This window comes from Pseudoalteromonas sp. AOP7-A1-14, from assembly GCF_052376275.1.
GTDB lineage: Bacteria > Pseudomonadota > Gammaproteobacteria > Enterobacterales > Alteromonadaceae > Pseudoalteromonas.
In genome coordinates this window covers 35,818-58,120 of the sequence record NZ_JBQSVO010000009.1, presented here as the reverse complement: position 1 = coordinate 58,120, position 22,303 = coordinate 35,818, and the positions used below count along the sequence as shown (strand labels likewise).

Annotated in this window: 16 protein-coding genes and 1 pseudogene; 9 read left to right on the top strand and 8 right to left on the bottom strand. The window is 40.1% G+C overall.

The annotated features are described in order from the left end of the window. Both ppc and cdd read left to right on the top strand, forming a co-directional pair. Positions 1-2,235, top strand: a 2,235-nt coding sequence (gene ppc / locus ACT3RM_RS03145) for a phosphoenolpyruvate carboxylase (RefSeq protein WP_441993454.1), incomplete at its 5' end; no start/stop codon positions are given. A gap of 235 nt (positions 2,236-2,470) precedes the next feature. After that, positions 2,471-3,391, top strand: a complete 921-nt coding sequence (cdd, locus tag ACT3RM_RS03140; RefSeq protein WP_441836575.1) for a cytidine deaminase — start codon at positions 2,471-2,473, stop codon at positions 3,389-3,391. Here cdd and udp read toward each other — a convergent pair. Continuing rightward, a complete protein-coding gene (udp, locus tag ACT3RM_RS03135; protein ID WP_441836576.1) occupies positions 3,383-4,138 on the bottom strand; it encodes a uridine phosphorylase in 756 nt (251 codons plus the stop codon). The genes cdd and udp overlap by 9 nt on opposite strands. A 395-nt stretch (positions 4,139-4,533) precedes the next feature. Between udp and ACT3RM_RS03130 the strand changes: the two genes are divergently transcribed. Continuing rightward, the gene (locus ACT3RM_RS03130) at positions 4,534-5,643 is read left to right on the top strand and encodes an arginase family protein (protein ID WP_441834853.1); all 1,110 of its coding nucleotides are present in this window, start codon (positions 4,534-4,536) and stop codon (positions 5,641-5,643) included. 327 nt (positions 5,644-5,970) lie between these two features. On the opposite strand, the gene ACT3RM_RS03125 is transcribed toward ACT3RM_RS03130, so the two are convergent. After that, positions 5,971-6,471 carry a lactoylglutathione lyase family protein gene (locus ACT3RM_RS03125; RefSeq protein ID WP_441994845.1) on the bottom strand — a complete coding sequence of 167 codons (501 nt, stop codon included), beginning with the start codon at positions 6,469-6,471 and terminating at the stop codon, positions 5,971-5,973. A gap of 104 nt (positions 6,472-6,575) precedes the next feature. Here ACT3RM_RS03125 and ACT3RM_RS03120 point away from each other — a divergent pair, with 104 nt between their 5' ends. The 6 genes from ACT3RM_RS03120 (at position 6,576) to ACT3RM_RS03095 (ending at position 16,304) form a co-directional block, all read left to right on the top strand. Then, on the top strand, positions 6,576-7,448 hold the full coding sequence (locus tag ACT3RM_RS03120; RefSeq protein ID WP_441992919.1) for a LysR family transcriptional regulator: 873 nt from the start codon (positions 6,576-6,578) through the stop codon (positions 7,446-7,448). Positions 7,449-7,952: 504 nt separating this feature from the next. Then, positions 7,953-9,653 (top strand): cyanophycinase, encoded by a 1,701-nt coding sequence (locus ACT3RM_RS03115; protein WP_441994844.1) that lies wholly within the window; start codon positions 7,953-7,955, stop codon positions 9,651-9,653. Between the two features lie 210 nt (positions 9,654-9,863). Next, positions 9,864-11,024 carry an efflux RND transporter periplasmic adaptor subunit gene (locus ACT3RM_RS03110; RefSeq protein ID WP_441834857.1) on the top strand — a complete coding sequence of 387 codons (1,161 nt, stop codon included), beginning with the start codon at positions 9,864-9,866 and terminating at the stop codon, positions 11,022-11,024. Between the two features lie 12 nt (positions 11,025-11,036). After that, a complete protein-coding gene (locus tag ACT3RM_RS03105; protein ID WP_441834858.1) occupies positions 11,037-14,171 on the top strand; it encodes an efflux RND transporter permease subunit in 3,135 nt (1,044 codons plus the stop codon). Next, the gene (locus ACT3RM_RS03100) at positions 14,168-15,574 is read left to right on the top strand and encodes an efflux transporter outer membrane subunit (RefSeq protein WP_441834859.1); all 1,407 of its coding nucleotides are present in this window, start codon (positions 14,168-14,170) and stop codon (positions 15,572-15,574) included. Before ACT3RM_RS03105 ends, ACT3RM_RS03100 begins: the two co-directional genes overlap by 4 nt. Before the next feature lie 112 nt (positions 15,575-15,686). After that, the gene (locus ACT3RM_RS03095) at positions 15,687-16,304 is read left to right on the top strand and encodes a TetR/AcrR family transcriptional regulator (protein ID WP_441834860.1); all 618 of its coding nucleotides are present in this window, start codon (positions 15,687-15,689) and stop codon (positions 16,302-16,304) included. A gap of 14 nt (positions 16,305-16,318) precedes the next feature. Here the strand turns inward: ACT3RM_RS03095 and ACT3RM_RS03090 are convergent, their stop codons facing one another. The 6 genes and pseudogenes from ACT3RM_RS03090 to ACT3RM_RS03065 form a co-directional block, all read right to left on the bottom strand. Beyond that, positions 16,319-17,410 (bottom strand): HupE/UreJ family protein, encoded by a 1,092-nt coding sequence (locus ACT3RM_RS03090; protein ID WP_441834861.1) that lies wholly within the window; start codon positions 17,408-17,410, stop codon positions 16,319-16,321. Beyond that, entirely contained in the window at positions 17,407-18,408 is a 1,002-nt protein-coding gene (locus ACT3RM_RS03085; RefSeq protein ID WP_441834862.1) for a tetratricopeptide repeat protein, read from the bottom strand. Before ACT3RM_RS03085 ends, ACT3RM_RS03090 begins: the two co-directional genes overlap by 4 nt. A gap of 75 nt (positions 18,409-18,483) precedes the next feature. Next, on the bottom strand, positions 18,484-18,972 hold the full coding sequence (locus tag ACT3RM_RS03080; RefSeq protein ID WP_441834863.1) for an Ig-like domain-containing protein: 489 nt from the start codon (positions 18,970-18,972) through the stop codon (positions 18,484-18,486). An 11-nt stretch (positions 18,973-18,983) separates the two neighbouring features. Beyond that, positions 18,984-20,576 carry a DUF4331 domain-containing protein gene (locus ACT3RM_RS03075; RefSeq protein ID WP_441992920.1) on the bottom strand — a complete coding sequence of 531 codons (1,593 nt, stop codon included), beginning with the start codon at positions 20,574-20,576 and terminating at the stop codon, positions 18,984-18,986. A 176-nt stretch (positions 20,577-20,752) separates the two neighbouring features. After that, entirely contained in the window at positions 20,753-21,439 is a 687-nt protein-coding gene (locus ACT3RM_RS03070) for an anti-sigma factor (protein WP_441834865.1), read from the bottom strand. Next, positions 21,436-21,977: pseudogene (locus tag ACT3RM_RS03065) on the bottom strand (sigma-70 family RNA polymerase sigma factor). The gene ACT3RM_RS03070 and the pseudogene ACT3RM_RS03065 overlap by 4 nt, the downstream one beginning before the upstream one ends. Between the last annotated feature and the right edge of the window lie 326 nt (positions 21,978-22,303).

Here is a 22,303-nt window from a genome sequence, read left to right as displayed (position 1 = left end):
GTACTTACCGCACATCCGACTGAAGTAACACGCCGTACCATTATCAATAAACATGTTGAACTAAGTGATTGTTTAGCATCACTTGAACGTACTGATAACCTTGAGTACGAACGCGAGGCGATATTAAATCGTGTTGCTCAGCTGATTAGCCAAGCATGGCATACCGACGATATTCGTCACTCTCGCCCAACCCCAATTGATGAAGCAAAATGGGGTTTTGCAGTAATTGAAAATAGTTTATGGCACGCTGTTCCACGCTTCCTGCGTCAATTTGAAAGCCAAGTACAAGAGCATTTTGAGCTGTCGCTGCCACTCGATTATAGCCCGATTGAGTTTACCTCATGGATGGGAGGGGATCGCGATGGTAATCCATTTGTAACTGCACAGGTAACTCAACAGGTGCTTGATCACGGCCGTTGGATGGCACTTGATTTATACAGCCGCGATATTGCTAAACTTAGTACTGAACTGTCTATGTCTGAAGCAAGTGATGAGCTTGTCAACCTAGCAGAGCAAGAGTTTGAACCTTACCGCGCGGTTTTGAAAAAACTTAAGAGTCAAGTGAACGAAACGGTCACTCACTTAAGTGCTAAAATCAAAAATAAGGGCACTGAAGCGCAAGATTTAATTACCGATATTGCACAAATTAAGCAGCCTATAGAAGCGTGTTATCGCTCATTATTAGAAAACAATATGAAAGTCGTCGCGAATGGCTTACTGCTTGACGTGCTTCGCCGCGTTAATAGCTTTGGTTTACGATTAGCAAAACTTGATGTACGCCAAGACTCGTCTCGTCACAGCGATTTATTCTCAGAACTAACGCGTTACTTAGGACTGGGTGATTATCATCAATGGCAAGAAGAAGATAAACAAGCCTTTTTACTGGCTGAGTTAAACTCGCGCAGGCCTTTACTGCCTAAACATTGGCAACCATCGAGCGATGTGCAAGAAGTGCTCGATACCTTTGATGTAATAGCTGCGCAAGACTCACAAACATTTGGTTTGTATATTATTTCAATGGCGCGTACTGCTTCTGATGTACTAGCTGTACAACTTTTATTAAAAGAAAGCGGCTGTAAATTTAACCTGCCAGTGGCGCCTTTATTTGAAACGCTTGATGACTTAAATGCAGGTAAAGATGTGATTGAGCAACTGCTTGATAACACTTGGTATCGTGGTCATATTCAAAATACACAAAATGTCATGATTGGTTATTCAGACTCAGCTAAAGATGCAGGCATGATGGCTGCAGGCTGGGCACAATATGAATCTATGGATAAATTAGTACAATTGGCAGAACAGCGTGGCATTGAACTGGTATTATTCCATGGTCGTGGTGGTACTGTGGGTCGTGGTGGTGCGCCTGCTGCACAAGCGCTTCGTTCACAACCTCCTGGCTCTTTAAAAGGTGGCCTACGCGTGACTGAGCAAGGTGAGATGATCCGCTTTAAGTTTGGCCTACCAGATGTAGCTTTACAAAGCTTGAACATCTACGCTGGTGCGGTACTTGAAAGTAACTTATTACCACCACCAGAGCCCAAAGCACAATGGCGCGATGTTATGGCGCTTATTAGTGAGCAATCTTGTGATCATTACCGTAACGTCGTTCGCCATGATGAAAACTTTGTACCGTATTTCAGAATGGCAACACCAGAACAAGAGCTTGGCAAATTGCCACTAGGCTCTCGTCCTGCTAAGCGTAATCCTCATGGTGGTGTTGAAAGCCTGCGCGCTATTCCATGGATTTTTGCTTGGAGCCAAAACCGCTTAATGCTTCCTGCATGGCTTGGTGCATTAAACGGTTTACAAGCGGCGCTTGATAAATATGGTATTGATACACTCAATGAAATGAGCCAGCAGTGGCCATTTTTCAGAGCTCGCCTAGAGATGCTTGAAATGGTTTTCAGTAAAGCCGATAGTTGGCTAAGTGAGCATTATGACGATGCACTCGTTGAACCTATGTATCAACCTTTAGGGGTTAAACTACGTGAAGAGCTGGACAAGGCCATTAGCTTAGTTCAATCACTTAGCCCACAAAAGAGTTTACTTGCGGATCAACCTTGGATTAAACAGTCTATTGCTCTTCGCAATCCATACACTGACCCACTAAACCTATTACAGGTCGAGCTATTACGCCGTTCACGTCAAACGGAAGGTGCTAGCGAAGGTGATATTGATAACGCATTGATGATCACAATGACTGGGATTGCAGCTGGTATGCGTAACACGGGTTAAGCTTATTCGTTTGAATATGTTTTCAGACAATACTTAACAATTTTATACGCCGCACATTGTGCGGCGTATTACTTAACCGCTTATTTTTATTTAGTAAATAACTTCAACTTTACCTATCTGCTATAAAAATAGACCTGATGAAATTTTTATATATAAATTGATAGAGTATTCAACCTAGTATTTGTCGCTTTAAACTTTTACACTGTTTGGCCATTAAAATAAACACAGTGACTTTATGTCAGTATCTATTGGTTCATCAACTGCTAAAGCCTCAGATGGGGGTTTTTCATTTGATTCGGTGCAAGCAGCTGCACTACTAGACGAAGTTAAATCACAGCAGGGTCGACTTGATTGCGTAAAAATAGCGGCACTGTGTAAGATGCATAACATTGATATCGATACGTTATTGCGTGCATGTTTACCTCTTGCTAGTCAATTAGCTGTTGCGCCTGTATCTGAGTTTTATGTCGGCGCTATTGTTATGGGTAGAGATAAGGCGGGTGATCTAAACTTTTACTTTGGTGCTAATTTAGAATTTGCTAATCAAGCATTAAACTTAGTGGTTCATGCTGAGCAATCAGCAATAAATAATGCGTGGATTAATGGTATTAAAAAGTTTATTAAAATAGCCATTAGTGATGCGCCTTGCGGCCATTGTCGCCAGTTTATGAATGAGCTAGTTGGCGCTAAAAACCTACAGATATTACTTCCTCAAAACACCTTTAAACTGACGGATCTTTTACCTCACTCATTTGGGCCAAAAGATCTAGGAAATAAATATAGCTTACTAGATGAAGTGCACCACAGACTATCGTTTGAATCAAACCAATGCAGTGAAGGTTTGCAAGAAGCAGCACTAAAAGCGTACGTGCCCTACAGCGGAAACTATAGTGCAGTTAAAATTTCGACATTCGAACAAGGTGATTACTATGGTCGTTATAGTGAAAACGCAGCTTATAACCCGAGTCTATCACCGTTACAAAGTGCCTTGAGTCAATTTTATTTATCAGGTCTGGTTTTTAATTCTGAAGTCGTTAAAAGTATCGAGCTTTTAGAAACACGCGATAAGCAAAATCAATACGATGTAACCCAAGCTGTGCTGGCAAGTTATGCTTCATTACCAGCTTTAACTTATTACTGTTTAGCGCTAAGCTAACAGCGTTTTTGCAGCTTCAAGTACCACGGCAACTGACTTTCTTTCTATTTCGCCGTGGTCTACATTAGGTATCTCTTGACGAGTACGGTTAACCAGTACGCCTGCAACGCACGCCGCTTTTAACCCCAGTGCTGCACACATAGTAAATAATGTGGCTGATTCCATTTCATAGTTCATCACGCCTAGTTTTTGCCATTCATCACAGCTACCCTGGAATGCTTTTGGCACATAACCTGAATAGGTATCGTAGCGCTCTTGGCCTGGGTAAAAAGTATCACTAGATGCGGTGATACCTATATGAAAATCAATATTTAAGTTATCACATGCATTAACCATTGCTTGGGTAGCAAAAAAGTCAGAAACTGCTGGATAATTAAGTGGCGCAAAATGTTGGCTGGCACCATCTAAACGAACGGAGGCTTGGCTAATTAAAATATCACCTTCATTTATATGTGGTTGAATCGCGCCCGTTGTGCCAATGCGCAAAAATGTAGTGACTCCAAGCTGGGCGAGCTCTTCCACGGCAATAGACGTTGACGGGCCACCAATACCGGTTGAACATACCACTACGCTTGCACCATTAAGTTTGCCTAAATAAACATGGAATTCGCGAGTCTTGGCAAGGCATATAGGGTTTTCAAGGAAAGTAGAAATGCGCTCAGCTCTGTCGGGGTCGCCTGGCACAATAGCAAGTGTTGCAGCTTGTAAGTCGTCACGGGTAAGCCCTAAGTGAAATACCTTTTCCATAGTGTTGCCTTTTTAGATCATATAATTATGTTAGTTTAACATCATTACTATTATCAAATTTCCTGTACAGGACGGATGTCCGTAACCCATTTAAACTTTATTCACCATCTATGAATATTCAAGCAAGCCATTACAATGCCTTCTTTTTGGGATGGTTGACTTACACCAGTAGACTCTATATCTATTTAATATGTAATAAAGTTAAGTTTTTATCTCGTTTTTATTTTTTCGTAATTCATTGTTATAAAATAATTTTTATTTTTTTATTTGAAACTTAGTTACTTTATTAAACCTTAAAAAGGGTCTTAAAAAAATAACATAGCAAGTTTATACGAAATATTTTAGTTAACGAGGTTTTTGCATAACTACGCAAAAATAACAGGTAAGGAATAAGTATGAGCACGCAATGGCAAGCATTTAAATCTAAAGTAGAGCATTGTTTATGCCCACCAGGGGATGGTGTTTTTACGGTTAATACTGCAAAAGAACGTAAAGCTGCACTGCGCAATAAACTATATGGACAAGAAGATAACGTTGACAGTTTATGGCGTGATTCGTTAGGCACATTAAACCAAAGTGAACATAAAGCTGTCATGTTAGGTATTAGCTCCGATTGCGGTGGGGGTATTTTACGTGGCGCTAACTGGGGGCCGTTATTTTTACGCTCAACTCTGATCGATCAACAGCCACAAGCAAAATCGTTCGATTTAGGTGATGTACGTGTTATCCCACATTTACTCCATGACAAATATTTAAACCAAGCAACTATTAGCAACTGTCAAAAGGCTTTGTATGACAATCCAAGTAGTGATTATTACGTAAGTCCATTATCGATTACAGAAGATGTGTGTGACAGCTTTTATGCTACTTTTACAGATAAAGGTATTTTTGGCATGGGTGGCGATCACTCTATTAGTTACCCACTGACAAAGTCATATTTAAAAGCAAAGCGCGAACAAGGTAAACGTACGGCAATTATTCACTTTGATGCCCACACCGATTTATTGGTCGAACGTTTAGGTATCGATTTATGCTTTGGCTCATGGTGTACTCATATTTTAGAGTATTTACCTGCGCCGCATCACCTTATTCAATTTGGTATTCGTTCAAGCGGAAAGCCAAAAGAACACTGGGAGTCGAACTTTGGTGTGAAGCAGCATTGGGCTCATGAAATTATTGAGCGCGGCGCATCGGCGATTGCCGCAGAGGCTATTGCTCAGCTTAAAGCTGATAATGTGGACGAGCTGTATGTCAGTTTTGATATTGACGCGCTTGATGAAGAATTTGCATCAGCCACTGGTACGCCAGAAGGCAATGGCTTAACACCGCAACACGCTTTAGATATATTAGTGGCACTTGCGGATGAATTTCCAATTACCGGTGCTGATATGATGGAAATAGCCCCATTTACTGACAGCTCATTAGTCGGTCAATCAAGCTCCGAAACAACTCTTAGAGAGGGAGCTAAAATTTCAGCTTTTTTAATTAATGCAATGAACAAGTAATACTGGAGTATTATTAAAAGCAGCTAAATTTAGCTGCTTTTTTATTTAAATTTTAAAACCTATTATGATTTTATCAAAAACCTTGATAAGCACACTCCTGATGCCTTGTATAATGCGTTTCTTAAATATTATAAATAATACTAGAGCTCACTATGCACACAAGCATAATTTTAAAGTCATAATTAAAGGTTTAATTGCCTTAAATTTGAGCGCAAAAATGTTTAAAATCAAGCGTTCGACACCGCTTGTGTAAAAGTGATCGTGGAGCTGTCAGATTAGGTACAATTTTATTTTTTATACTTACTACGCTAGCGAGCAAGCCTTAGCTTAGTATGCGCCTGCGCTGTAAATAAGCTCGTAGCTGTGGCTGTAAATTTCGATGATATTGCCAAACGGGTCTTCCATGTAGATCATACGGTACGGTTTTTCACCTGGGTAATAGTAACGTGGTGCTTCCATACGTTTTTTACCGCCAGCTTCAACAATACGCTCAGCTAAACCTTCTACATCGGGGTCTTGAACACAGAAACGGAAGATACCAGTTTTCCAGTACTCGAAGTTATCTTTTGGATCTTCTTGATTTTTAAATTCAAATATTTCAACACCAATACGATCACCTGTAGATAAGTGCGCTATTTTGAATTTCTCCCATTTTTCACCAAATACCTCTGTGCACATTTCGCCAATTGGGCTTTTGTCTTCAGTGATTAAAGTTGGTTCCATAATCGTGTACCAACCCATAACTTTTGTATAAAAATTAACGGCTTTTTCAACATCAGGTACTGAAATACCAATGTGCGAAAAACTGCGTGGATAGGTGTGACTCATAATAATGTTCCTCTTTATCTTGTGACTAGTTGATGGAGTTAGTTTACGAATCAGGCAAGATTAAGTAAAATTATGATTAATCATAATTTTGAGTACATTTTGTAATGATAAATCCCACATGGTTAAAAACGTTTTGCACTTTAGTTGAAGTAAATCACTTTACCCAAACAGCTGAGCGGCTATATATGACTCAATCAGGTGTAAGCCAACATATTAAAAAGCTAGAACAGCATGTTAATTGTGCCTTACTTGAAAGACACGGTAAGCAATTTTCGCTTACCGTACAGGGGCAAAACCTTTATCAACAAGGTAGTTTATTACTCAAAGAATGGCAGTTTTTAGAACAGCAATTAAAAGACGACTCACCTTATAGTGGTATGGTAAAAATACAGTCCCCAGGCAGTTGTGGTTTACAGTTTTATAGTCAACTATTAGCACTGCAAACAAAGCATAAAGAGCTCAATATTGATTACCGGTTTGCACCAAACTTGAGTGTAGAGCAAGCGGTTGCAAACCATAGCGCCGACATTGGCTTTTTAACCCAAGCACCCACACTAAGCGAAGTAAGTAGCCATAAAATAGGTAAAGAGGCTTTATTATTGGTAACACCTGCGAATATTAAAATGCCTTCGTGGGATGTGTTGTGTGAGCTTGGCTTTATAGGTCATCCCGATGCTAAACACCATGTGCAGTTATTGCTCAGTGAAAACTATCCTGAATTTGAACATATAGATCAAATAAAGCAAACAGGGTTTTCTAACCAAATAAGTTTAATACTGGAGCCGGTAAGTTTAGGGTTAGGCTTTACGGTTTTACCTGCGTATGCGGTTGGTGCGTTTAATAAGCCTGATCTTATACAAACACATTACTTAGCCAACCCAATAAATGAAAATATTTATGTGTGTCATCACCGAAATAGGCCGCTTGCAAAGCGTATGTATACGGTAATTGAGGCTATAAAAGCAGGTGAGAGTTAAAGGATTTACAGAGAAAATGCATTATGAAACTGATAGAGTAAGAGTTGAGCAGTGATTAGTCCTAAAAATTTTGACCGTGAGTAAAATAATATCCTAAGCTAGAAGTTTCACATACTAGCGATTTAAGTCGCTATGGGTAAGATGCTTGTTTATTCAAATGCATTTTTTCTAGAGGTTTACCCCTTCCAGTGAAAGAGTACCGCTACTTTAGCGATGTTTTAAGCAGAAGGTGTGTCATTCATCCAGTAGCACTATATCGGCATTACCTTAGGTATTACAGTCTTGATTGATTACCTTACAAGAATGTGAATAGCGACTCGTTAGCCACTTAGAAGAGTATGTGCAAGAGGTGTTACGTTTTTAAATATTATTCCAATTCAAAAGGCTTTTGACAAAGCTAATACTTGGGTGCTAGCTTATTCGCGATTTAAAGTTCCTTATTTTTATAGCAAGAATAAAGGCTGACTGCAGCTATTTATCATTATTTTACATGAGCATAATATTATGAAAAAATTTCAGGAACAATCGGTTAAAAGTGGATTTATGGCTATTTTAGCTACGCTTTTAGCGGTAATAACCTGCTACTCAGCCACGGTATCTGCAAGTGATAAGCAGCAAACTTTGGTTTTAGTAGGCGGGGCACTAACTACGTGCTCTAGTATGAGCGCCAAAAATTGCCAAGATACGAAGCAAATTGCAGGAAAAAAAGCGAATCAATATCAATTAACTAGTGATGCATTACGACAACTAAAATTAAAGTGGCCAAACGATAATGCAAGTCACCGTGATCAAACCCTGCAAATTTTATCAAAAATAGCCCGTGATCATCCTGAGCAAACCAATGAGGCGACTATTTTATGGGCGTGGCGAGATTTGAATAATGCTTTATTAAATAAGTTAACTGACCAAGAATATAATTTTATAATTGATACGCTTGAAATCTCAGTTGTCAATGATAAGCAAAAACGTATAAAAGAAGTCGTTAATACCCAAATTAATAAAGAAAGCGTCACTAACGATATTCTAGATTTTGTTTCTGCAACCGTTAAAGTTAATACCAAAAAACCTTCAATGCTTGCCATTACAGCCTCAAGTCGTGATCCTTATGAATCTGCGGACTTTTATGAAAGCTTACTTGATTTTGAAGGGGTCGATACAAATTGGTTGGCATTAACCCCTGCACTAGCAAAGGCGATAACTACAGGGCAGTGTGATAATTTAACCAGTCTTCGTGAGCAATCGATGAATGTATTTAATCGACAAGTCATTTACCCTGATCGTATTAACGCTGAACTTGCACTGTGTGAGCAAGGCGTTGATAACTTAGTTAAAACGATTGAGTCAGCAACCGGTATTATGATTAATGGCGGCGATCAAAGTTTAGCGCGTAAAGTTATGTTTGATGACGCTGGTAAGCCATACCCTTGGACTCATGCTATCCGCACTCGTGCATTATTAGTCGGTACAAGTGCCGGCACGGCAATTCAAAGTGGTGGTAAAAACGAATACGGTAATGTGGCTATGCTCACTAATGGTACCAGTTTATCAGCCATACGTGATGGCGCACATGCGTTACCTGCATCAAGTGAGCGCTGTGGCGACAAGTGTAGTAAAGATTTAACGGCCGACTCGTTGACTTATCACGCAAATGGCGGTTTAGGTAGCTTTGATATGGGGATTTTAGATACTCATTTTAGCGAGCGTGACCGTACAGCCCGCCTGGCAATATTGTTAGAGGCCACTAAGCAGCAACATGGTTTCGGTGTTGATGAAACCACAGCGTTAGTTGTAATTAATTCAGCCGATACACAATTGATGACAGTGATAGGCAAAAGTGGTGTGGTGCATTTAAATAAACCTAACAGTGAAGCGGCATTTAATTATTCGTATTGGCCTGTCGGCACCATTATTGATGTAACTGCAAAGGGTTATAAAGTTAATAGCCGAACTGTTGAAAATGCATTGCCTAATATTGATATACCCAGCTTACCGATGCAGCGGTTTATGGATATTTTAACTGATACAAAATTGCGTTCTTTAACCCAAGCGATGTGCTTAGCTAATGAAACGCAAGCCGCTGCGCAGCAAGACGAGTTTTCTGTAACCTTGTCTGGCGATAAAGATACTCATTTTTATCGTGTTAATAGTAATCAACATGGCTGTTTAGTTGATAATTTAAGTATTGAAATAGCTAAGATTAATTAAGATACTTCAGGTAGCCGTAAGTTTGTAAATTAGTTACTTAACTTACGGCTTTGAACCGTCTTATTTATCCTCATTTTTTAAGCTTGGTCTTTGAGACGCGCGGGGTATTTTGCAGTTATATTAATTTATGAAAATAATTCTTAATTAGTATTGGAAAATGTAGAAACTTAACTTAGAATGATCGTTCATTCTAAATTAAGGGTAGTTTACATGCAGCGTTCTCGCGTCGTTCTTTTTGCAGTGTCCGCTTTAGCCAGTGCTGTTGTCTTATCTGGTTGTGATCAAAAAAGTCCATCACCAAGTCAGCAAGAAAAACAAGCCGCTCCAGTAGGAGTGGTCACATTAAAAAGCCAACCACTAACATTAACCAAAGAGTTACCCGGTCGAGTCGCTGCATCACAAGTCGCTGAAATTCGCCCTCAGGTAAATGGTATTATTCAATCGCGTTTATTTACTCAAGGGGCACAAGTTAAGAAAGGCCAGCCTTTATATCAAATAGACCCATCAACTTTTGAAGCGCAAGAGGCAACCAGCAAAGCGGCTATTACTAAAGCGCAAGCAAGTATTGCAAACGCGAAAGCAAAATCAGAGCGTTATGATGAATTATTAAAAATTAAAGCTGTAAGCCAACAAGACTTTGATGAAGCAGATGCCAGCTACAAAAGTGCGCAAGCTGATTTACTGACTGCCCAAGCACAACTTAAAACGGCGCAAATTAATCTTAATTACAGCAAAGTGTCGTCGCCTATTAGTGGTCAAATTGGTAAGTCAAATGTTACTGCTGGGGCGTTAGTGAGCGCAAATCAAGCAACCACTTTAGCGACCGTTACTCAGCTTGATCCTATCTACGTTGATTTAACACAATCAAGCAATGAACTTACACGATTGAAAAAAGCTATTGCTAGTGGTGAGCTTGATAAAGACCTTGAGGTTCACTCAGTTGTTGAATTAAAAATGGAAGATGGCTCTGTTTATTCTCATAAAGGTACGTTGCAGTTTTCTGAAGTGACCGTTGATCCAAGTACTGGTTCGGTAACGTTACGTGCGGAGTTCCCTAATCCTGAAAAACTATTACTGCCAGGTATGTATGTAAGAGCGGTAATTGTGGAAGGTGTAAAAGCTAATGCTATTTTAGCGCCGCAGCGAGGAGTGAGCCGCAACACTAAAGGCCAACCAACGGCTATGGTCGTTAGCAAAGACAATACAGTTGAAGCACGTGTACTTAAAACAGATCGTACAGTGGGCTCAGATTGGTTGATCACCGAAGGTTTAAATGATGGCGATCAGCTTATAGTTGAAGGCTTACAAAAAATAGCACCGGGCGCACCTGTTAAAGCTGTGCCTGCGGAATCAGCTGATAAAACTCAATAACGGAGCAATTTAATGTCACGATTTTTTATCGACAGACCCATTTTTGCATGGGTATTGGCCATTATTGTTATGTTGGCGGGAATACTTGCAATTAAAAGTTTACCTGTTGCTCAGTACCCGTCAATAGCACCACCGGCCATTAGTATTCAAGCAAGCTACCCGGGAGCTTCTGCTAAAACATTAGAAGATACGGTTACCCAAGTTATTGAGCAAAAAATGAAAGGCTTAGATGGCTTGTTGTACATGTCGTCAACGTCTGAATCAAATGGTTCGGCAACGCTCACTTTGACTTTTGATGCAGATACAGATCCAGATATAGCCCAAGTGCAAGTACAAAATAAGCTCGCACTGGCAACGCCACTATTACCAGAAGAAGTTCAGCGCCAAGGTGTAGCTGTTGCGAAATCAGCGCCTAACTTTTTAATGGTCGTTGGTTTTGCATCTGAAGATGGCAGTATGAATAACATCGATATCGGTGATTATGTTTCTTCAAATGTATTAGATATTGTATCGCGCGTGGATGGCGTGGGTGAGGTCCAGTTGTTTGGTTCTCAATATGCTATGCGTATTTGGTTAAAGCCAGACATGCTGCAAAAATATAAACTGACTCCTGCGGATATTAGCGCGTCAATTAGTGCTCAAAATGCACAGGTTTCAGCTGGTCAGCTTGGTGCATTACCAGCTGTTTCTGGCCAACAGCTTAATGCGACTGTAACGGCGCAAAGCCGTTTACAAACACCTGATCAGTTTAGAGATATCTTTGTTAAAACCAATAACGATGGCTCAGTGGTTCGCCTTGATGATGTAGCAAAAGTAGAGCTAGGCGGTGAAAGCTATAGTGTAGTTGCGCGCTTTAATGGTAAGCCTGCTGCAGGTCTTGGGGTTAAACTTGCCAGTGGTGCAAATGCTCTTGATACCGCGGAAGGTGTAAAGGCGGCGCTAGCTGAGTTAGAACCTTTTTACCCTGAAGGGTTAGCGACGGTCGTTCCTTACGATACGACTCCGTTTGTAACTTTATCAATTGAAAAAGTAGTTAGCACACTAATTGAAGCCGTAGTTTTGGTTTTCTTAGTTATGTATTTGTTTTTACAGAACTTCCGTGCGACATTAATTCCGACCATCGCGGTGCCTGTTGTACTACTTGGTACGTTTGCAGTGCTACAAGTTTTGGGCTACTCAATTAATACTTTGACCATGTTTGCGATGGTATTAGCAATAGGCTTACTCGTTGATGATGCCATTGTGGTGGTTGAAAACGTAGAACGGGTGATGACCGAAGAAAAACTCTCCCCACTTGAAGCCACGCGTAAATCAATGGATGAAATTAAAGGCGCGTTAGTCGGTATAGCGATGGTACTGTCTGCGGTATTTATACCCATGGCGTTTTTTGCAGGGTCTACCGGGGTTATTTATCGTCAGTTCTCAATAACCTTAGTTACGGCGATGAGTTTATCAGTACTAGTGGCACTTATTTTAACACCTGCACTTTGTGCAACGATGTTAAAGCCAAGCCATGTACATAATGATAAATCGCTATTTGGGCGTTTCTTTATGGGCTTTAATCGCGGCTTTGAGAAAACCAATAGTGGTGCGCAAGGCCTTGTGAGCCGAATGATAAAAAACAGTAAGCGTTATTTACTTTGTTATGGTTTGATTGTTGGCGGTATGGTGTTTATCTTTTCACAGCTACCGTCAGGCTTTTTACCAGATGAAGACCAAGGGATTTTGTTTAATCAAGTAAGCCTGCCTGCAGGTTCAACCACAGAGCAAACTTTAAAAGTGGTTGAGAAAATGGAAAAGCACTATTTAGAAGATCAATCTGAAGCCGTGCGTTCAGTGTTTAGTGTTACAGGCTTTAGCTTTGCAGGTTCTGGGCAAAATGCAGCAATTGGTTTTGTGGGCTTAAAACACTGGGATGAGCGCCAACGTGATGATTTATCTGTAAGTGCTATTGCAGGTAAAGCGATGGGATATTTTTCAACGATAAAAGAAGCATTTGTATTTGCTTTCCCACCACCTGCCGTAGTGGAGCTTGGTACAGCTAACGGTTTCACTATGTTCTTACAAGATAGGACGGGTCTTGGCCATGAAAAATTACTAGAAGCACGTAATATGCTGTTAGGTATGGCATCAAAGAGCCCAATACTTACCGGAGTTCGTCCTAATGGCCAAGAAGATAAGCCAGAACTTAAGCTAGATATTGATCTTGCAAAAGCTGAAGCGCTTGGTCTAAAGCAGGCTGATATAAATAGCACGCTCTCAACGGCTTGGGGTGGTAGTTATGTGAATGACTTCATTGACCGTGGTCGTGTGAAAAAAGTCTATTTACAAGGTGCCTCAGAGTCTCGTATGGCCCCTGAAGATTTAGACAAATGGTACGTGCGTAATAGTAGCGGCGATATGGTGCCATTTACTGCATTCGCGCAATCTTACTGGGCTTATGGATCACCACGCCTTGAACGTTACAACGGTTTTTCAGCAATGGAAATTCAAGGTACGGCTGCGCCAGGATACAGTACCGGCCAAGCCATGGATGAAATGGAGAAGCTGATTAAACAGCTACCCGCTGGTATTGCTTTTGAGTGGACGGGGATCTCGTACGAAGAGCGCTTAAGTGGCGGTCAAGCTCCAATGTTATATGCACTGTCGCTATTAATCGTATTTTTATGTTTAGCGGCACTTTATGAAAGCTGGTCAGTACCTGCGGCGGTTATGATGATTGTACCGCTGGGTATATTTGGTGCTTCGATGGCTGCATTTATGGGGGGCTTATCAAACGATATTTATCTACAAGTTGGTTTATTAACGACCATTGGGCTGTCTTCCAAAAATGCTATTTTAGTTGTTGAATTCGCGCTACATAAAATGGATGAAGGCATGGAGTTAGTTGATGCTGCGATTGCTGCTGTGAAATTACGTTTACGTCCTGTATTAATGACTTCAATGGCCTTTATTTGTGGCGTATTACCGCTTGCTCTTGCATCGAGTGCAGGTTCAGGGGCGCAAAATGCACTCGGTATTTCAGTAATAGGCGGGACGCTTGCATCGTCACTAATTGTTGTTATTTTTGTGCCACTGTTTTTTGTGTTAATTAAACGCATATTCCCTGGTAAGCACGCAGCGGCTAAACAGGAGAAATTACAATGAAGTTAAAAGCCTTAAGCTTAGCACTAAGTACCTTGGTACTTAGTGCGTGTCAGATGGCGCCAGAGCTTGAAGACATTCAACTGCCTGTGCCAGATAACTATGCTGTTAAAAGTGAGCAGGGTAATGCCACTGATTTAAAGTGGCAGCAGTTTTTTGTTAACAACAAACTGCAAAGCTTAATAAAGCAAACACTGATGCATAATAAAGACATTAAACTGGCTGCACTTAACGTGCAGCAAGTACGTGCTTTGTATCAAATTGAAGACTCTGCTCTATATCCGTCGATAGATTTCTCAGCATCGGGTACTCGCCAGCGTCTACCCGCTGATTTGTCATCAACTGGCAGGGCAGGTATTAACGAAAGTTACTCAGCAACGGTAGGTATGACAGCTTATGAACTTGATCTATGGGGTAAAGTCCGTAACCAATCTGATCAAGCTTTACAAACCCTGTATGCCACTGAACAAGCGCAAACGAGTGTAAAAATTAGTTTAATCTCAGAGGTGGTAAATGCATGGCTTAATTATGCTGCAGATAAAGAGCTGCTTTCACTTGCCAATGAAACGCTCAGTAGTCAGCAAGAGTCACTGGAGTTGATGGAGAAAACCTATGCACTTGGTGCCGCGTCTAAGCTGACATTAGCACAAGTACAAAGTACTGTTGCCACAGCCAAAGTCGATATAGCTAATTATCAGCGATTATTAAAACGTGATAAAAATGCGTTAGACTTATTGGTTGGCCAAACAGTAACAGCTGACTTATTGCCTGAAAAAGGTATAAATGATGCACTCAAGTTTCCAACAGTGCCTGTTGGCATGCCGTCGCAATTATTAGAGCAAAGACCAGATATAAAAGCGGCTGAGTATCAACTTTTAGCAGCGAACGCTAATATTGGTGTAGCCAAAGCGGCATTCTTCCCAAGTATTAGTTTAACGGCTAATGCGGGGACTGCATCGTCTGAACTAGATAATTTGTTCTCAAGTGGCACAGGAACATGGAGTTTTATCCCTTCAATTAACCTACCTATTTTTAATATGGGGCGCAATCAAGCTAATTTAGATGTTGCGCAAGCACAGCAAGAAATAACCCTGACAACCTATGAGCAAACTATCCAAAAAGCTTTTAAAGAAGTGTCGGATGCTTTGGCTGATAGGGAAGGTTATATGCAGCAGCTAGCAGCACTTGAAGAGCTTTATAATAGTAACCATGTATCGTTTATGCTTTCTCAAGCTCGGTTTGAAAAAGGCGCAGATAGTTACTTGCAAGTACTCGATGCACAGCGTAATTGGGTCAGTGCTGGGCAGCAATTAATTAATGGTAAGCAAGCTTATATTGCTAGCCAAATTAATTTGTATAAAGCTGTTGGCGGTGGCTGGCAAAGGCCAGAGCAACAAGCGCAATAGCAGTTTATATCACTAGTTTACAGCGTGTAGACTAGTGATAACTTAATGTTTATAAAACATTAAGTTAAGCGCTACGCTTTTCGAGATTACCTTGAAAAAACATGAAGAAAATATGACAGAAAAAGCTAAAAGACAAACAGATCCCACGTTAGCACAAGCACGACGAGAACAAGTGCTTTGTGCTGCTGCTAATTGCTTTAAACGCAAAGGCTATCATGGGGCTGGTATGGCAGAAATATCAAAAACGGCAGGTATGAGCGCGGGTCATATTTATAATTACTTTGCCAGTAAAGAAGCAATTATTGAATCGATCATTGAACGTGATATGGAAGAAATGTTTTCAATCTTTCAGCAGTTTGAAAGTCAGCCCGGTGATTTAGTGTCTGTGTTATTAGATGGTTTAGATCATGGTGTTGAGCGCCATACTGATATGAATCAAGGAAGACTTGACTTAGAAATGCTAGCTGAAGCTGCTCGCAATGAAAAGGTAGCAATTTTACTGCGTGAATCTGATACGCATGCACGAGAAAAAATGCGCAGTTTACTCATCGGTGAGCGCAGCTCAATAAAAGCTGCAAATACGGCTGAAATTAACAGCCGTATAGAAGTGATGTTTGCATTAATGGGAGGGTTGGTATTACGAAAAATACTTAACTCTAATATTGATAAAAAAACATTGTTAATAGCACTTCGTCCAGCAATGGAAGCGCTACTAACGCCGTTTGAGTAACCTATATTTAACTATCAAATGCGCTCTATAGACCACTTTATTGCTATAAGCGCGATAACTATTGAACCCGCTGGCATCACCCATTTTTGATACCAGTTATGGTTTCTTGCTAGGATAAGTATTGGCAGAGCAGCAACTAAAATAGCCAGCTGGCCTATTTCCACTCCTAAATTAAACGCTAATACACTGAGTAATTGGTAATCACTTGATAAACCCAGTTCGCCGAGTACGCTCGCAAAACCCATACCATGCAATAAACCAAAGGCAAAGGTTACCCAGCCTAGACGTACAATCAGCGGCCAAATATTATTAAGCGCTGCAAACAACACCGAGATAGCAATACCCAACTCTACCCAACGGCTATTAGGTGAAACTAAATCCATTGCAGTTGCTGTTAAGGTGATGGAGTGGGCAAGGGTAAAAGCGGTGATAATCCATGCTGTGTGTTTGAAAATAGCTACTTTAGAATCAATACCCTGCCACTTTTTGTTTTTACGCATTAATACACACGTTAGTAATAAGGCAATTAAAAATAAAATATGATCAAGACCTAGCCAAATGTGCAGAACTCCTTGATAAACATATTGGTTAAAGGTTTCAAGGTAGCTTGAGGTTGTAAAATCAAAAACTTGCTGGGTTTTTGTGGCACTTATTACGCGGGTTTGATCATCCACTGTAACAATAACTTTATGATTAGCATCAACGTCAAAAAGTACGGTGTAATTAAGACTCAGCGCGCCTTCATTTGGGCAATCTATGCTTATGGGTAGCACTAAATAAGGTTGGTTGAAGTGGCTATCAAGTTGTATAGCTTTACTGCTTTTTAAAGGGCAGCTTTCACCGCTTATATCTGCGCTAATATGGCTTTGTATATATTCGTTAATTGCAATGCCTTTGGCTTTGATTTCGTACCATGCTATTTGCCCATCTTGATTTAAATCAAATGCTATCGTTTGTTCTAAGTCAGTAACGGGAACTTGCCATGCCCCATTGAATTGCTGTTGATCTGAACTATTTAAAGTAAGGTAAGCAGTGCTTAGCTGGTGGGCTTGGGCAAAGGAGCAAAAAAATAAGCTGCAGCCAATAAGGGCTTTGAGTATTTTCATAGTGATGCCTCTTTAGCTTGGCTTAGTAGTTGTTTGTCGGCATCGAGTTTAGCTTGTTGCCAGTTTATGTTTGCCCAATAAAGTGCTTTTTCTGTTTGTTTATCAATACTTAAATAATATAAAGCTAAGTCGCTGGCGTGGAAAGTATCTTGGCGTAATTCTCTAAGTTCAACACGCTTGGACATACGTTGTTGCCATTCGTTTTTATCGGTAATATTTTTCTCCGCTATGGCTAAACGTAGTAATAACGCATCTTCTAAATTCAGTGGATCGTTCGTTAATTTGGGGAGGGTGCTTAAAATAAGTTGCTCAGCGCCTAAAGCTAATTGAATATCAGCCCATAAAACAACCAAACTAACAGGGGCTTGATTTAACTCAACGTTATTTATATGTGATAGTGCTTGGCTTGGCTTGTTAAGCCTAAAAGCCATTTCTGCCAGCAGGTGTTGGCTATTTAATGTTTGCTTACTGATTGGAATACTGTTTTTTAGGCTTTGATAGCTTTGTGCAAGTTGACCATTTTGGCTGAGCACATCTGTTGTGCAGATGGTCACGATTTCTGTTGCGGCTATTCCTAAAAGTGTTAAGCACTGTTTTTTTGCTTTGTTAAATTCACCTTTAACCATTAAGATATTGGCTCGTAAAAGGCGGGTATTAATATGGCTATCATCCATATTAAGTACAGACTCAGTAATTCTTAGCGCTTCATCAAATTGGTGCTCACGTTGTAGTACTCGCGCGTAAAGATAGCCAGTTTGAGGCGAAGGAGATTGCGAAAAAAGTTTTTTTAGTTGGTTTTTTAATAAGCCTTGGCGAACTTCTGTTTGACCTACATATTGGCTTGCTATTACGAGTTGATGAAGTTCTGAAACAGATAACTGGGCTGTTTGTATATTCATTGATGTGGCGATAATATCGTTATCTTTCGGGGTCGTAGGGGCAGCTAATACTGAATGACAAAGTAATAAACTGCTAAAATAAAGACATTTATAATACATTTAGTGAGATCCTTTTTAAAAAGCCATCCATGGCCCACTAAGCTAATATCCTAAAATATAAGAATTAGTTAAGTCCTAATTACCGTTCAGCAAACCATCAAAGTCACCTGTGTTATCGGTGTTAGTAAATGCTCGACCATTGATACTCAATGGTTCATCGGTTGCTTGCTGATTAAATGCAGCGCGCCCAAATTCAGCAAAGTCAACTTGAAGTGCTTCGATTGTGATATTAACCATGGCGGTTACTTGGGGGTTTACACCATCACTTACTGCAAACTTAAAGCTGTCTGTGCCTGTTGCTTCTGCATTAGGCGTGTAGGTATAACTACCGTCAGTGTTAACAACAACCATACCTAACATTGGCTCAGTTGCGAGTGAGTAAGTAAGGTCATCGCCATCGGGATCAGAGCCGTCAAGCATGTCAGTAATAGCGACTTCTGTTTGGGTGGTTACCATTGCATCAGTTGCTGTTGGTGTTGCATTTTTTTTGTCATCATCGCTACAAGCTGTTAATGCTAATGCTGCAAGGAGAATGGCATAATGTGATAATTTAAAATTACGCATTGTTATGCTCCTTATTTAGACCCTGCAAGTGGTGTTGCAAGATATGGAAAGCTAACATCCATCATGCTTGCATCAATAGGGGCGCCATCTGTAAATGGTACATTACCAACGCTTGCGTCATCAGTAGTACATAGACCAAGGTCTGTATCAGTTCCATTTACTGGCACTGGATAACATAAACGACCCATCACTACACGCAGGGCAATATCAACTACGTCATCACCAGGACGACGACCATTTGGGAAACCAGCTAAGTCATCACCAGCAACACCAAATGCTGATTGCTCAGACTGCGATTTAGCGGCAATACCAGTGTTTAAACGTAGCATTTCAGCACCCGTTACTGTCGCTAATTGGTTTACTCCTTCGAATCCCGTTAAAAACGCAGTAACTAAGTCATTACGTGGGAAGTTAGTGGGCGCTAGTGTTTCAATGTTTGCACCTAGTGTCGAATTCACTGCATCTTTAAATAAAATATTTAATAATTCAGGAAGTGAAGGATGAGTTACGTAATCAATAAATTGACCATCATCTTTAGGGTGTGAGCTTGAAAAGGTATCTTTATCTTTTAAGCCGATAACTAATTCATTTACTAGTGGATTACCTAAACGCGATACTTGGGTAAGCGCTCCACCATTAACCGCATTTTTAGCAAACTTAGCATTTGGGTTTAAAATACGAGCCTGTGGAAGACTTGCTGTTGTCCATGTACCAATAGTGCCATTCCCTTCACCTGTTACACAGGTTTTAGGTACTTCAACTGCTATCGCAGTTACGTTTTTATCAGCTAGATCATCATTTTCAGAGTCTTGTGTAATGCCCCCTGGAAAACCACCTCCATCACCAGCACCTGGGGCACTATCGCCTTCAACAGGTACATAATTTACTAAATCAAAGGTTTTTCCAAGGTTTACTACAAATGGGTCTTTACGTTGACCAACAAACACTTTTGCCATTCCTTCACAGCCTGGAATACTAACATTGTAAACAAATTGGTCTGCGTAGCTTTTGTATCCTTGCATTGAACTAAATGTTTTATCACCGATATAGTCAAGTGGTTTACCAAAGTCGTTAGTACTTGTAGTGCTATTTGTAAGCGCGGCTTTATTACCTGTGCGCATAGGCCCGGTGATCATACTCATAGTATATGATTCGCTAAAGTTGACCGCTGAGTCATCACCTGCAGCAACGCCACCGATATTTTTTAGTGGTACAGCAACAGTACGTTGATTATCTTCAGGTCCAACGGTTAAGGCTACGCCTTCGTTGTCGTTAGGCAGCATACTTTTAAAGTTAAACGCAAAAGTAATATCTTCAACGGCGTCCCCATCATTGTCGATGTGAATGCTATAAGTTGCATCTGGGTCCATTGCAAAGTAATTAGGTCCACCATAACCATCTTGAAGTGGAATGTAGTTGGCTATTAGTGTGACATAATCACCACGGCCTTCTTCGTAACTATTAAATGCATAAAAGTCGGTAGAGTCTAGAGTTGGAAAGCGGCTAATATTTGGTGCTTCACGATGGCTTGATGCCACACTAGGAACACTAACAAAGGTACTGCATACTATAACTGCTAATATTGACGGAGTTAGAGCTTTCATGACTTGGTCCTTTAGTTTTGATTGAAGTCACTATTAAATACGCCTTAACATGTTAATTGGATGCAAAAAAAATAATAAAAAAGTAAATTAATTTGTAGCCCTTACTTATATTAATTTTTCCCTTTGATTTTGTTAAATAAAAAAAGCCAAAATTATTATTGGCTTTTTTATTAGGTTTATAGAATAACCAGCTCTGTGGTGTAAAGTACTTCGGTAGGTAACCCATTGGGTGAACCACCTAATGGCTCTAAACTAACCGCAAGCAATGCGATACTTTGTGCGTTAAAACGACTGTGCTTATTAAGTTCAATAACTCCATCTTTAGGTAAAATACCTAATGATATAGGCGTCTCTTGGCCCTTTAAAATCATCCAGAGCTGATAATCCTTATCGTTACGAGCAACTAGCTGTTGAGTAGCACGCACCGTTAGTTGCTTTTCATCAACATTAATAAACCATAAGGATTGTTCAGTTTCGTCTTTAAATAGGGCTATAGGACCACTGGCCTCTTGTATAGGGGCTTGTGGTTGCCAAATAATTAAGGCCAATATAATGCTGGCTGCTGTTGCAATTAATGACCACACTCGCCAAATACTTGCTTTAGGTGTAATAACATTCGGTTCATGTATTGCTTGATGGCTTATACGACGAGAAATAGTATCCCAAACGTGGTTGTCAGGTGGTACCGATTTAATCGAACGGGCAAGATTATTTAAATGCTGTTCCCATACCCAAGTTGCTTCGCGAACACGGGTAGATGAAAGCATTAAGCGCTGAAAACGTTTTCTAGCTGAGCCTTTAAGAGTCCCCAATACATACTCTGCGGCCAGCATATCGATAAGTTGTTGATTATCATAATTCATAATGCTAAGCACCTCTGCAACTGTTGAAGGCCTCGTCTGATCCAGCTTTTTACTGTGCCAAGCGGGGTTTCAATATGATCAACTAACTCATTATGGGTAAGTCCTTTATAATAAGCTAAGTGGATCGCTTGTTTTTGCTGTTCATCTAGTTGCTCTATGCAATCTACGAGTTTGCTTTTATCTTCGTAATCAATATCTAAAGGTGATTCGTGAGTATCTGAATACGCATGATCGTCGTCATCTAAAGACTGCTCTTTGCGTACTTTATGATAACGTAAGGAGTCTAAACTACGATAGCGAACAATACTGATCATCCATGAAATAACGGTGCCTTTATTAACTTGATACTCCGATGCGTTATGCCATATTTTAACAAATGCGTCCTGCAAAGCTTCTTCAGCGTGAGCTCTGTTGGTAAGCATTTTCAAACTAATGGCAAATAACTTACCGCTCTGGTTGTCTCATATAGCTTCGCAAAAGCGCGTTTGTCGCCTTGTGCTGTCGCGCTTAGCAAAGGCAATAATTCATCAGTGTCCATAGAGTTCCTTTTTTCTTCTTAGTTAATAAACGTGCGAGGGCTTAATTTGGATGCAAATAAAGTAAGTAAATTATGGAAAACCTTTGCATAAATAATTCTTTTCCGTGAAAAGATTAGCAGTTTTATACTACTTAGCAAGTGACTAATTTAGTTATTATAAAAAGTAATTAGTTGTAACTTTGATAAACTAGGTAAAATTGCTATATATAAGTGTAAATAACTCCCAACGACTTAAAATTTATTTCATAGAGGGTATTTTTATTTTAATTTTTATTAAAAAACAGTTTTTTAGTTGTTTTCTACGCTTATAATGATTGGTGTATTTA